Below are 12302 nucleotides of genomic sequence, written 5' to 3'. Positions count from 1 at the left end.
TGATTGAAATCAGCAAGGTCGATGACGGTTTTGGCCGTTGGGATGAACTGTTGAAACTGATCTGCGATGCATTCGCCTATATGGATGATATCATCGACCCACCGTCCTCTGCCCATGACCTGACGCTGGAGAACCTGCGCCAGAAAGCCAATGACGAGGTCGGTTTTGTTGCCTGCGATGAGAACGGCAAACTGCTGGGCTGTATTTTCTGCAAGACGGAACCGACAACGCTCTACATTGGCAAACTGGCCGTCAGCCCCTTGGCGCAGGGCAGGGGCGTTGGCGCAGCGCTATGCGCCGTTGCCGAAAAAACGGCACAGCAACTCGGCCTGAAAGCGCTACGGCTGCAAACGCGTATCGAACTGATTGCCAATCACGCGACCTTCGGCCGCTGGGGTTTTATAAAGACCGCAGAGCGTTCGCATGCAGGTTACGAGCGCATAACCTACATCGAAATGCAGAAACCGCTTTCCTGAAGAGGCTTCAGTTCTTGCCCGGAAGAACCCGGTTCGGTGGCCGGTGACCATCGAAATAGGTACGGATGTTGATGATGACCTTGTCACCCATATCCATGCGACCTTCGATTGTGGCAGATCCCATATGCGGCAACAGCACGACCTTGCCCTCACGTGCCAGCTTGATCAGCTTGGGATTAACCGCTGGCTCATTTTCATAAACATCAAGACCGGCACCGGCGATCTTGCCATCGCGCAGGCACTGGATCATCGCCGCTTCGTCAATGATGTCGCCGCGTGCCGTATTGACGATGTAGCTGGTTGGCTGCATCAGCGCCAAACGCCGTGCAGAGATCAGGTGGTAGGTCGCAGGTGTTGAAGGGCAGTTGATCGAAACAATGTCGACACGAGCCAGCATCTGGTCGAGGCTGTCCCAATAGGTTGCCTCAAGCTCGGCTTCCGTTGCCGGATTGACCCGGTGACGGTTGTGATAATGGATGGAAAGACCGAACGCTTTGGCGCGGCGGGCAACGGCAGTGCCGATGCGTCCCATGCCGACAATCCCGATACGTTTACCGGAAATGCGACGGCCGAGCATCCAGGTTGGTGACCAGCCACCCCATTCATCGGCATTGTTGGCGAGAACCCGCGTGCCCTCAACCAGCCTGCGCGGCACGGCCAGCACCAGCGCCATGGTCATGTCGGCACTGTCTTCGGTCAGCACATTGGGTGTGTTGGTAACGGTGATGCCCTTTTGCGCGGCAGCGTCGACATCAATGTGGTCGATGCCGTTTGAAAAGCTGGCGATCAGTTTCAGTTGTGGACCGGCTTTTTCGATCATCGCAGCGGTGATGCGGTCGGTTACGGTCGGCACCAGAACATCGGCCGTTTGCATGGCGGCAACCAGCTCTGATTCGCTGCGCTGGGCGTCGTCTATGTTCAATTCTGCATCGAAGAGTTCCCGCATACGCGTTTCAACCATGTCCGGCAGCTTCCGGGTGAGGTAAACGGAGGGTCTCTTCTTGTTGCTCATGATGTGTCCGATGCCTTGTTCAGAGGTCGTTAACCAGAAAGAGCGATAATTTCTTTCATTCACGCGTTTCTACCAGACCGTTCGAGGAAGACAACAGAACTCGTCAGGACAAGTCCGACCGAGTTCCGGTTTCGATGGCCTTAATCGCCGATCTGGAGATGAGCGTATTCTAGAGATCAAAAACCGGGTTTCCTTTGATGGCAAGGGCTCCGGTTAAGAAAACGGAGGCATGCATGCGTAGATCTGCATTTGTTTTTTGCATGGCTTTATCTTTGGCGCTTGTCGGCGGTCTGGGGCAGATTGCCCACGCCCAAGGTGCAGCCAAGGGAGCCAGCGGTTTGCCGCTTCCCCGTTTTGTCAGCCTGAAATCGAAGCGCGTTAACATGCGAATCGGCCCAAGCACCGATTATGCGGTGTCATGGATGTACCTGAAGGCAGGTATGCCGGTTGAAATCGTGCAGGAATACGAAAACTGGCGTCGTATCCGCGATGCGGATGGTACCGAAGGCTGGGTGAACCAGGCTCTTTTGTCGGGAGAGCGCACAGCCGTTGCCGCTCCATGGATGCGCGGCAAGGGTGAAAGCATTTACGTGAACATGCGCCGTGAGCCGCAATCATCTGCGTCTGTCATCGCCAAACTCGAGCCGGGCGTGATGATCAGGATCGGTGAGTGCAATGGCGACTGGTGTCGCGCCGAAGCCGGCCAGGCAAATGGTTGGGTGCCCCAGGGGGAAATCTGGGGCGCTTACCCGGGTGAGGCCTTTAAATAAGACCGGCTTTGCTGCCTGCTGTTTTCAGCGAGCTCATTGGCCTTGGGCCAATTTGCTGGATAACAGCAGCGGCTGCAAGGCAGCCCAGCTTGCCGCAATCTTCCAGCGAACGGTCGGTGGTGTAACCAAACAGGAAGCCTGATGCGAACAGGTCGCCAGCGCCTGTGGTGTCCACGACATCGTGAACGGCATAGGCATCAACCTTGACGCGCTCTGTACCCCGTACGATCACGGCACCTTCTTCGCTCATCGTTACGGCAGCGATCTTGCAATCTGCCGCGATCTTGGAAAGTGCCAGCTCGAAGTCGTCGGTTTCGTACAGCGAGAGCGCTTCCTGCTTGTTGGCGAAAACAATATCGACCGTGCCGGAGCGCATCAGGTCGAGAAACTCTTCCCGGTACCGGCCTACGCAGAAACTGTCGGACAGCGTCATCGAAACTTCGCGGCCATGTTCATGGGCAATACGCGCGCATTCACGGATCGCATCCTTGGCGCGTGGCGGGTCCCACAGATAACCTTCGAAATAGGTTACCTTGGATTCGGCAACGACGTCGGCTTCGACATCCTCAGGACCCAGCTCAACGCAGGCGCCGAGATAGGTGTTCATTGAACGCTCGCCATCTTCGGTCACGAAGATCATGGAACGGGCGGTTGGCGGGAAGGTGCCTTCCGGCTTGGTTTCGAAATAGACGCCCTGGGCACGAATATCGTGCTGGAAAATTTCACCGAGCTGATCTTCCGCGACCTTGCCGAAATAGGCGGCCTTGCCACCGAAGTTGGCGACGCCGGCTGCCGTATTGCCGGCACTGCCACCGGAGGCTTCCAAAGCCGGGCCCATCAGCGAATACAGAAGTTCGGCACGTTCGGCATCGATGAGGTTCATCGCACCTTTGGTAATGCCGTTTTCATTGAGAAATTTGTCGTCGCAACGTGAAATAATATCAACGATAGCGTTGCCGACGGTCAGAACGTCATATTTTGCCATATATCCAGTCCGGAGAGAGTTCATCCGGGATTCCGTCATACCGATTTCTGCCCGCATGGAAAGGAAAAACCGCGCAGCGCCGGTTGTTTGAGGGATTTAAAAACTTACCCTTTCGTCATGGCACTGTCATCTGGTGTGGCTATACGGGGATCAGCCAATTCATAGTTCTCGGTTTTAGAGAACGGTGTAAGAAAACATGATTGTTCTCCGGCTTTTCGGCGAAACCGCACCACGGATGTACTGGTGCAGGCATTTGCCGTGATGATGAAGCGGGGATTGATCCCCGCTTTTTTCATTTCTGCGCGTGAGTGACTGTTCGGCTAATTGCCGCGCAAGAATTGTCCCCCCATGGGATTTGCGTTACAGCTGGATTCTCCCGCCTTATATTCGCGAAAGCTTCCTCCCAATGTCCGCGATTGCACTGAATGTTGCCCCTATTTTTATTCTCATCCTCACCGGATGGCTGATTGTAAAAGTAGGTTGGTTCAAGGTCGATGTCGGTGATGTCCTGGGGGATTTCGTTTTCAAGATTGCCGTGCCGACCCTGATTATCCGCACGTTGGTGGAGGCTGATTTCCACGGAGCTTCGCCGTTCAAACTCTGGATTGCCTATTTCAGCGGTGTCGCCGTGACCTGGGCCGTTGGCCATATCGTGGCGAAATATGTTTTCAAACAGGATCTGCGCATTGCGGTTATTGCCGGTATTTCGTCATCCTTTGCCAACAATATCTTCATCGGTTTGCCGCTGGTCGGTCGTTCGGTTGGTGACGAGGGTCTTGTTGCTCTGTCCATTCTTCTTGCCATCCATCTGCCGGTCATGATGATTGCCGGCACCATTCTAATGGAAAATGCTACCCATAAAGCCATCGGCGGTGAAAAGCGTTCCACCGGTGCCATCCTCAAGCAGATTGGCCGCAATCTCATTTCAAATCCGCTGATCATTGGTCTGATCATCGGCATGTCAGTGCATGCTATTGATGTGCCGGTACCTGTGGTTTTGAAATCGGTAATTGACCAGATTGCCAGCATGGCCGGACCGGCAGCACTTATTTCTCTCGGCATGGCGCTCAACAAATACAGCATTCGCGGCAATGTACGGATTGCTGCGACGATGACCACATTCAAGCTGTTCCTGTTGCCGGGCTGTGTATGGATTGCCGGGCATCTGTTGGGCCTTAGCCCGCAATGGACAGCTGCACTGGTGCTGACGGCATCAGTGCCGACCGGCATCAACGCATGGCTACTCGCCAACCGCTTTGGCACCGGCCATAGCCTCGCAGCATCCACCATCAGCATATCAACGCTGCTGGGTGTTCTCTCGGTTTCGCTGTGGGCATGGCTGCTGGGCTGACAACAGAAACCGAAGTCGCAGCTACCCATTAAAAAAGCCACCGGCACTGGCGTGACGGTGGCTTTTTTGATCGACAGAAGAAAAAATCAGTTGGTGGCCGGTGCAGCCGCCGGATCCGGCAGCGGAGCAGGGTTTGCCGACAACGTACGAAGATACGCGATCAGATCGGCACGTTCCGTTTCCTTTTTCACGCCTGCAAAGCCCATGGCTGTGCCGCTGATGTATTTCTTTGGACCTTCGAGGAAGTGATTGAGGTGGTCATAATCCCAATGAACGGAGCCACCCTGGGAGAAATCCTTGAGTGCAGCCGAGTAGCTGAAACCTTCATGTGCGGCGATTGGACGATTAACGAGATCGAAGAGATTGGGTCCAACCTTGTTGGCACCGCCACTCTCCGAGGTGTGACAGCTCTGACACTTCTTGAACACCACTTCGCCCTTTGCGGCATCGGCGCTTGCAAGAAGGGTCGCGATTGGCGTTGCAACTGCTGCTTCGCTTTCACCACCGGCACTGGCACTTTCTTCTGCAACGATCGCGAAGCCTTCCTTTTCAGGAGCAGCAGAATGGAAGATCCCTTCCGACGCTATCGAAACAGACATCAGGACGAATACGGTGCCCAAAAGAGCCCCCACGCCCATGTTTACATATGAATTCATCTACAATCGCTCCCTCACAGCCGTTTGATAACAAAACGGGCCATCTTGAAATTGCATGAAAGCTATGGCTTTTGCATAGCTTGCGCAACTTGAATATGCTCCCCACTCCGTGACGTTTTGACACTTTTCGGGCGGGATTTGAAGGGTCTCGAAATGAAGAATACGGATTTAGGCAAAGCTTTGGTGCTTATCCCGGCACGGCTTGCATCCACCAGACTGCCTGGAAAACCTTTGGCGGATATCTGTGGCAAGCCGATGATCGTTCAGGTGGCTCTTCGCGCCCGTGAAGCGGGGTTGGGACGCATTGTCGTAGCCGTTGATGATCATCAAGTTTACGACGCTGTGGCCGCTGCCGGATTTGAGGTGATGATGACGCGCGACGATCATCAGTCCGGTTCGGACCGTATTTTTGAAGCCCTTGAAAAGGTTGACCCAAATCGCGAGGCTGAATTCGTGGTCAATGTGCAGGGAGACCTGCCAACCATCGAGCCAGAAACCATCCTGGCCGCGATGCGCCCGTTGGAAAATCCGCAGGTGGATATCGCCACCCTGACGGTGGAAATTGTCAGCGAGGAAGAAAAGGTCAATCCACATGTGGTGAAGGTTGTGGGCAGTCCGCTGTCGGACACCCGCCTTCGCGCGTTGTATTTTACCCGCGCCACTGCACCTTACGGGCCCGGGCCGCTCTACCACCATATCGGTCTTTATGCCTATCGCCGCGCCGCCCTTGAGCGCTTCGTTTCACTTCCGCCTTCTGTTCTTGAGCGCCGCGAATCACTTGAGCAGTTGCGGGCGCTGGAGGACGGCATGCGCATTGACGCTGAAATCGTGAAATCTGTTCCGCTCGGCGTCGACACGCCAGCGGATCTGGAAAAAGCCAGACGTATTCTGGCAGCAAAATCTCTTTGATCGGACTGTCCATGACAATGAAAACCAACCGCATAGCATTTCAGGGTGATTTCGGCGCAAATTCGGATATGGCCTGCCGGGACATGTTCCCGGACATGGAGCCACTGCCATGCCCGACATTTGAAGACACCTTTATGGCCGTGGAAAGCGGTGAGGCCGATCTCGGCATGATCCCGATCGAGAACACGATTGCCGGTCGCGTTGCCGATATTCACCACCTGCTGCCGGAGTCCCGCCTCAACATCATCGGCGAATATTTCATGCCGATCCGCTTTCAGCTGATGGTGCTGCCGGGCGTCAAGCGTGATGAAATCCTGACCGTACACAGCCACATTCATGCGCTGGGGCAATGCCGCAAGATCATCCGCAACAATGGCTGGAAACCGGTTGTCGCGGGCGATACGGCTGGTGCCGCCAAGCTGGTCTCGGAGAAGGGCGACAGAACCATGGCCGCCTTGGCGCCACGACTAGCCTCCAAGCTCTATGGTCTCGATATCATTGCGGAAAATGTCGAAGACACGGAAAACAATGTCACCCGTTTCGTCATTCTCTCGCGTGATGAAAAATGGGAAGAGCGCAAGGACGACAACGAGGTCATCGTAACCACCTTTGTCTTCAAAGTACGCAACATTCCGGCCGCCCTTTACAAGGCAATGGGTGGTTTTGCGACCAACGGCATCAACATGACGAAGCTCGAAAGCTACCAGATTGGCGGCAAGTTCGTGGCCACGCAGTTCTATGCCGATATTGAAGGGCATCCGGATGATGCCCCCGTTCGTCATGCACTCGAGGAACTGCGTTTCTTCTCAGAAAAAGTTCGCATCCTCGGCGTTTACAAAGGCCACCCGATGCGTGGCCGTTTGCAAAACGGTCAGGCCTGATCCTCACGCGGATCCCATTCCAGCCAGTCGCGCATCAACCGGTGCGCGATGGCACCCTTCGGTGGCGGTGAGCGACCGTCCGCGCCAGTCATAGCCAGAAGTGCCGCCACCTCGTCGCGAGTAAACCAGCGGCAATCCTCAAGCTCTGCCTCATCGCGGGTAATGTCGAATGAGGTTGCCTCAGCAAAACAGCCAATCATCAGCGTATGCGGCATCGGCCATGGCTGCGATGCGTGATAACGCACGCGTCCAACAGCAATGCCGGATTCCTCATGCGTCTCGCGACGAACGGCATTTTCGATGGTTTCACCGGGTTCCACGAAACCGGCCAGGCAGGAATACATGCCCGGCGCAAAATGCGGGCCACGGCCAAGCAGGCAAAGATCGCGCTCCAGATCGATTGTCAGCATGATAACCACGGGATCGGTGCGCGGGAAAATCATGTGGCCGCAGCTGCTGCAAACCCGCTTGTATCCGCCGATTTTCAAATCCATGCGCGACGCGCAACGGCCGCAAAAACGGTTGTCATCATTCCAGCGCAACAGACTGACAGCCTGCGCTGTTTCGCCCAACAGGTCCTCGTCCAGCAGTTGATCGCGGTACAGCGCACGGGCATCCACGGGTTTGAAGTGGCTTGCCAGTTCTTCTTCCGTTGTCTGCACCGGTACGGCAATTCTCGGTTCGCCATTCTGCTTGTAGCCTAGCAGGATTGCGTTGTCGAAATCGGGCTTCAGTTCAGCCAGCTCATAGGCGGCAAACAGTGGATCGAGAACCTGATCGTCATGTTTGAGAACGAGTTTTCCAGTGGTGAAGGCGAGAATATGCGTACCTTCAATGGCGAGCGCTGTTGAGACGCAATCATCGTCGCGTTTCTCGGCCTGGCGGTCGAGGGCGTTTTGTGAAAATGCAGTGAGATTGCTTGCTTCGGGATGCGGGGCGTCAGTATCGAAAATAGTCGCTTTGTTCATTAAAGAGCACCGGTCAATCTTTTGATGAGATCGCGTTTTTCAGCATGGTCATAGGGTTGCGCCGTACCGTAGCCCCAGATCGGCCCCGGCCAGCACGTGTCGCCCTCGTTGCGGGCGATGATGTGAACATGGAGCTGGCTGACGATATTGCCAAGTGCACCGATGTTTATCTTTTTGGCTTTGGTAACAGTCTTGAGCGCTTCGGCGACCATATTGGTTTCGAAGGTCAGCATGGCCTGATCGAGCGGCGTCAGCTCAAAAACTTCGCTCAGATCGTTGCGTTGCGGCACCAAAACCAGCCATGGCCACCTTTTGTCGTTCTGCAAACGCAGCTGACAAAGGCCAAGTGTCGTGATCAGTTCGCTGTCGCGAGCGATCCGTTCATCCAGTTTGAATGTGGACAAGTGGTTCCTCCATAGGATGTTTTCATTGTGATAGCAGTTTTTTGAATGCTTGGCTTGCATTTGCTTTCGATATTGCCGATATGTGCCTTCGGGAGGTTGGTGGTGGACGAGCCACTCGCCAACCGGGTCAGGTCCGGAAGGAAGCAGCCCTAACGAGCCAGGCACGGGTCGCCGTGCCAGCCTCCCACCCTTTTTTCCTGTGCCTCAGCTTTTGCCGGGCAGCTATGCCCGTAAAACAGGCCAAAACGCAAAGCTGGCGAGGGCAATGAGCGATAGCGAACAAAAAGCAGGAACCGATTCGCAGCCAACGGCTGGCTATCGCGTTCTTGCACGAAAATATCGCCCCAAGGATTTTTCTGATTTGATGGTCGGCCAGGAGCCGATGGTTCGCACGCTGACCAACGCGTTCGAAACCGGCCGCATTGCGCAGGCTTACATGCTGACCGGCGTTCGTGGGGTTGGCAAAACGACCACGGCCCGCATTCTGGCACGCGCACTGAATTACAAGACACCGGAAATTGACCGCCCGACAATCGACTTGCGCTTACCCGGCGAACATTGTCAGGCGATCATGGAAGGCCGCCATGTCGACGTGATTGAAATGGATGCCGCCTCTCATACCGGTATCGACGACATCAGAGAAATCATTGAGCAGGTGCGTTACCGCCCGGTCTCGGCGCGCTACAAAGTTTACATCATCGACGAAGTTCACATGCTGTCCACGCAGGCCTTTAACGGCCTGTTAAAGACGCTTGAAGAGCCGCCTGAGCATGTAAAATTCATTTTTGCGACGACGGAAATTCGCAAGGTACCGATCACCGTTCTGTCGCGCTGTCAGCGTTTCGACCTGCGCCGAATCAGTGCAGCAGATCTCGTCGGCCTGTTCACGACCATCGCCGGCAAGGAAGGCATCGAAGCCGAAGCTGAGGCATTGTCAATGATTGCGCGTGCGGCCGAAGGCTCGGCGCGTGATGGTTTGTCTTTGCTGGATCAGGCAATTGCCCATGGTGGCGGCCGCGTTGAGGCGGACGCTGTCCGTGGCATGCTGGGTCTTGCCGACCGCGCCCGTATCGTCGATCTGTTCAGCCACGTCATGAAAGGCGATGTCGCTGCTGCTCTGTCGGAATTTGGCAGCCAGTATGAAGCAGGTGCAAACCCAGTTGTCGTGTTGAATGATCTTGCCGATTTCACTCATCTCGTCACGCGACTGAAATACATTCCCGATGCCGCCGACGATCCGTCGCTGTCGGAAATCGAACGTGTCCGCGGCAGCGAATTTGCGCAGGGCGTTGCCGTGTCTGCCTTGTCGCGCATCTGGCAGATGCTGCTCAAGGGCATTCCGGAAACGGAAAACTCGTCGCGGCCTGCCGGTGCGGCAGAAATGGTTTTGATCCGCCTGACCCACGCTGCGCATCTTCCATCACCGGAGGATGCTGCGCGCCGTCTGCATGATATCGCTGCTGGCGAAAGCAATGGTTCGCCAATGCCATCCGGCGGCGGCAATGGTGGTGGCGCACGTGCGTCCTATTCATCCGTCCAGGCGGTCGCCTCGGCCCAATCGATGGCGGCACCTCAGCGGCAGGTATCACCCGCACCAACCGCAATGCTGCGTGCAGTGCCGGATAGCCGCCCGCAGGATATGCAGGTCGTAGCACCCCGCACGGAAGAACGTCCGGAACCAAGCGTTCCCGTCAATTCCATTCAGGATATTGCTGATCTCTGCGGCAAGAACCGCGATCCGGTGATGAAAGCCAAGGTGCGCAACTTCGTGCACGGCGTACGACTAGAGCCGGGCAAGCTCGATATCCGTCTGGGTGAGGGCGCGCCGGGAACCTTGCCAGGTGAACTGGGTGTAAAGCTCAAGGAATGGACTGGCATTCATTGGATTGTCAGCCTCAGCAAGGAGCAGGGGCAACCGACGCTGGTTGAAGCCGAAGGCAATGCGCGCACGGCTCGTATGCTCGACGCACGCCAGGATCCGGACATCATGGCGATCCTTTCACAATATCCCGGTGCAAAAATCACCGACGTGCGCATTCGCGCCCTATTGCCTGACGATAACGAGAATATTCCACCGCCAGCGGTCGTTGAATCCAGTGAAGGTGATATTCTGCCGGGCGACGACATCGAATTCTGAAAGTAAGCAATTCAAGGAGTTACGACATGCGTGACATCATGGGTATGATGGGCAAGGTCAAGGAAATGCAGGCCAAGATGGAAAAGGTGCAGGAAGAAATTGCCGCCCTTGAAATCGAAGGCAAATCCGGTGGCGGTCTGGTGACCGTTATTCTGAACGGCAAAGGCGAAATGCGTGGTGTGAAGGTTGATCCTTCGCTGTTCAAGGAAGACGAAGTTGAAATCCTTGAAGACCTGATTGTTGCAGCCCACAAGGATGCAAAACAGAAGGGTGAAGCCCAGGCGCAGGAAAAGATGGCTGGTCTGACCGCCGGTCTGCCACTGCCGCCCGGCATGAAGTTCCCATTCTAAAACGTCATTGATCCGATATGCGTGAAGCGGTTTTGCAAAAGCCGCTTCAGCTTTCCAGCATGGCGCGGAAACGGGATGCAAGCGGCGTGTCGAGATAGGCAATCCGTTCCTGCTCGCTCAGGCGACTTGGCCGGAAACGTTGAAGCACAACGGGGATCGGCAGTTTTGTGCCCTGATAGGGCGTGAATTCTACCGCTTCACCAGCCTGCAGAAAACCACCTTTCAGTACGCGACAATAAAAGCCCGGCTGGCCTGCTGCCTTGAAGCGTGGTGCAAAGTCTGGATCACCGATGCGGGCAGACAAGGTGGCGCAGGGAATACGCGCTGCGGTCACTTCCAACTCGACCTCTTGCATCGTCAACCGGTCGCCGACATGTAGTTTTGCGCTGTCGATGCCATCGATGACGAGGTTTTCGCCAAAAAATCCCGGTTCAACGGTCAGACCAAGGTCACGAGACCAGTAATCGAGATCGGCCGAGCCCATGGCATAAATGGCCTGATCCGGTCCGCCGTGATGTTTGCGGTTGCAGACAGCATCACCGACAAGGCCTTCACGATCGACCATCACCGCACCGTTCACCGGGTGTTTGAATATACCGGTCTTGCTGGTTTTGCCCGGCAGGATCTGTGCATCGGCTAGGCAAATGGCCTGAATTTTCATGGGATGCTTTCGCTCCTGATTCCCGTTGTCTCTTTTATGCAGTAGAGAATGCTTATGGCAAAACGAGTCACTGGTCCTGAAATTGAAAAACTGATCCAGCTTCTGGCAAAAGTGCCGGGACTAGGTCCGCGTTCCGCTCGTCGCGCAGCGCTTCATCTTATCAAGAAAAAAGAGCAACTGCTCGGCCCGCTTGGTCATGCCATGGGTGAGGCCTATGACAAGGTAAAGATCTGCTCCTGCTGCGGCAATGTCGATACGATTGATCCATGCACCGTGTGCTCAGACGATCGCCGCGACCATTCAGTCATCATCGTGGTCGAAGACGTGTCTGATCTATGGGCGCTAGAGCGTGCAAGTGCTATGAACACTGCCTATCACGTTCTAGGCGGTACACTTTCGCCTCTGGACGGAGTTGGTCCGGAAGACCTGAACATTATCGGTCTCATCGACCGCGCCAATGATGAAAAAGTTCGTGAGATCATCATTGCCGTCAACGCCACCGTCGAGGGGCAGGCAACTGCGCATTATATCACCGATAGACTGGCGGGTTTGCCCGTCAAGATTACGCGCCTTGCGCATGGCGTGCCGGTGGGTGGAGAGCTGGACTATCTGGATGAGGGTACGCTGACTGCAGCCCTCAGGGCGCGCACGACGATCTGAAATCCGGTCCCGGCGGGTAAAAATCCTGCGTTCAGGCACATATATGCCGTAAATTTCCGAGAAGCATCGGAGCTGATTTATT

14 protein-coding genes and 1 other RNA gene are annotated in these 12302 nt (G+C 55.4%); 9 read left to right on the top strand and 6 right to left on the bottom strand.

The genetic code is table 11. The features are described 5' to 3' along the window. Nucleotides 1-2 precede the first annotated feature (2 nt). A complete protein-coding gene (locus M2418_RS14935; RefSeq protein WP_259148012.1) occupies nucleotides 3-476 on the top strand; it encodes a GNAT family N-acetyltransferase in 474 nt (157 codons plus the stop codon). A 7-nt stretch (nucleotides 477-483) separates the two neighbouring features. On the opposite strand, the gene M2418_RS14930 is transcribed toward M2418_RS14935, so the two are convergent. Beyond that, nucleotides 484-1488, bottom strand: a complete 1005-nt coding sequence (locus M2418_RS14930; RefSeq protein WP_192486961.1) for a D-glycerate dehydrogenase — start codon at nucleotides 1486-1488, stop codon at nucleotides 484-486. Nucleotides 1489-1721: 233 nt separating this feature from the next. Between M2418_RS14930 and M2418_RS14925 the strand changes: the two genes are divergently transcribed. After that, nucleotides 1722-2258 carry an SH3 domain-containing protein gene (locus tag M2418_RS14925; RefSeq protein ID WP_259147573.1) on the top strand — a complete coding sequence of 179 codons (537 nt, stop codon included), beginning with the start codon at nucleotides 1722-1724 and terminating at the stop codon, nucleotides 2256-2258. Here the strand turns inward: M2418_RS14925 and M2418_RS14920 are convergent. Continuing rightward, nucleotides 2251-3243: an adenosine kinase gene (locus tag M2418_RS14920; RefSeq protein ID WP_259147571.1), complete on the bottom strand. Its 993-nt coding sequence runs from the start codon at nucleotides 3241-3243 to the stop codon at nucleotides 2251-2253. The genes M2418_RS14925 and M2418_RS14920 overlap by 8 nt on opposite strands. 406 nt (nucleotides 3244-3649) lie before the next feature. Between M2418_RS14920 and M2418_RS14915 the strand changes: the two genes are divergently transcribed. Beyond that, nucleotides 3650-4594, top strand: a complete 945-nt coding sequence (locus M2418_RS14915) for an AEC family transporter (RefSeq protein ID WP_250983545.1) — start codon at nucleotides 3650-3652, stop codon at nucleotides 4592-4594. Nucleotides 4595-4680: 86 nt separating this feature from the next. On the opposite strand, the gene M2418_RS14910 is transcribed toward M2418_RS14915, so the two are convergent. Then, nucleotides 4681-5250: a cytochrome c family protein gene (locus M2418_RS14910; RefSeq protein WP_259147568.1), complete on the bottom strand. Its 570-nt coding sequence runs from the start codon at nucleotides 5248-5250 to the stop codon at nucleotides 4681-4683. Between the two features lie 153 nt (nucleotides 5251-5403). On the opposite strand from M2418_RS14910, the gene M2418_RS14905 reads away from it, so the two are divergent. Next, nucleotides 5404-6159 (top strand): 3-deoxy-manno-octulosonate cytidylyltransferase, encoded by a 756-nt coding sequence (locus tag M2418_RS14905; RefSeq protein ID WP_259147565.1) that lies wholly within the window; start codon nucleotides 5404-5406, stop codon nucleotides 6157-6159. Nucleotides 6160-6170: 11 nt separating this feature from the next. Beyond that, complete coding sequence (locus M2418_RS14900; protein WP_259147562.1) at nucleotides 6171-7040, top strand: prephenate dehydratase; 870 nt, start codon at nucleotides 6171-6173, stop codon at nucleotides 7038-7040. Here the strand turns inward: M2418_RS14900 and nudC are convergent. Then, nucleotides 7031-8008, bottom strand: coding sequence for an NAD(+) diphosphatase (gene nudC / locus M2418_RS14895; protein WP_192486968.1), 978 nt, complete (start codon nucleotides 8006-8008; stop codon nucleotides 7031-7033). The genes M2418_RS14900 and nudC overlap by 10 nt on opposite strands. Further along, complete coding sequence (locus M2418_RS14890) at nucleotides 8008-8472, bottom strand: HIT domain-containing protein (protein ID WP_259147559.1); 465 nt, start codon at nucleotides 8470-8472, stop codon at nucleotides 8008-8010. The genes nudC and M2418_RS14890 overlap by 1 nt, the downstream gene beginning before the upstream one ends. Nucleotides 8473-8503: 31 nt before the next feature. Here M2418_RS14890 and ffs point away from each other — a divergent pair. The 3 genes from ffs to M2418_RS14875 all read left to right on the top strand — a co-directional run bounded on the left by ffs (nucleotide 8504) and on the right by M2418_RS14875 (nucleotide 10899). Continuing rightward, an RNA gene (gene ffs / locus M2418_RS14885) (signal recognition particle sRNA small type) lies at nucleotides 8504-8600 on the top strand. 77 nt (nucleotides 8601-8677) lie between these two features. Next, nucleotides 8678-10549, top strand: a complete 1872-nt coding sequence (locus M2418_RS14880) for a DNA polymerase III subunit gamma/tau (RefSeq protein ID WP_259147556.1) — start codon at nucleotides 8678-8680, stop codon at nucleotides 10547-10549. 26 nt (nucleotides 10550-10575) lie between these two features. Further along, the gene (locus tag M2418_RS14875; protein ID WP_192486971.1) at nucleotides 10576-10899 is read left to right on the top strand and encodes a YbaB/EbfC family nucleoid-associated protein; all 324 of its coding nucleotides are present in this window, start codon (nucleotides 10576-10578) and stop codon (nucleotides 10897-10899) included. Nucleotides 10900-10945: 46 nt separating this feature from the next. Here the strand turns inward: M2418_RS14875 and M2418_RS14870 are convergent, their stop codons facing one another. Further along, a complete protein-coding gene (locus M2418_RS14870; protein WP_259147552.1) occupies nucleotides 10946-11560 on the bottom strand; it encodes an MOSC domain-containing protein in 615 nt (204 codons plus the stop codon). Nucleotides 11561-11614: 54 nt separating this feature from the next. Here M2418_RS14870 and recR point away from each other — a divergent pair, with 54 nt between their 5' ends. After that, nucleotides 11615-12220, top strand: a complete 606-nt coding sequence (gene recR / locus M2418_RS14865; RefSeq protein ID WP_192486973.1) for a recombination mediator RecR — start codon at nucleotides 11615-11617, stop codon at nucleotides 12218-12220. The last annotated feature ends 82 nt before the right edge of the window (nucleotides 12221-12302 follow it).

The organism is Rhizobium sp. BIGb0125, from assembly GCF_024810055.1.
Lineage (GTDB): Bacteria > Pseudomonadota > Alphaproteobacteria > Rhizobiales > Rhizobiaceae > Agrobacterium.
The sequence above is the reverse complement of the archived record's forward strand: the minus strand, read 5'-3'. Positions and strand labels throughout refer to the sequence as shown.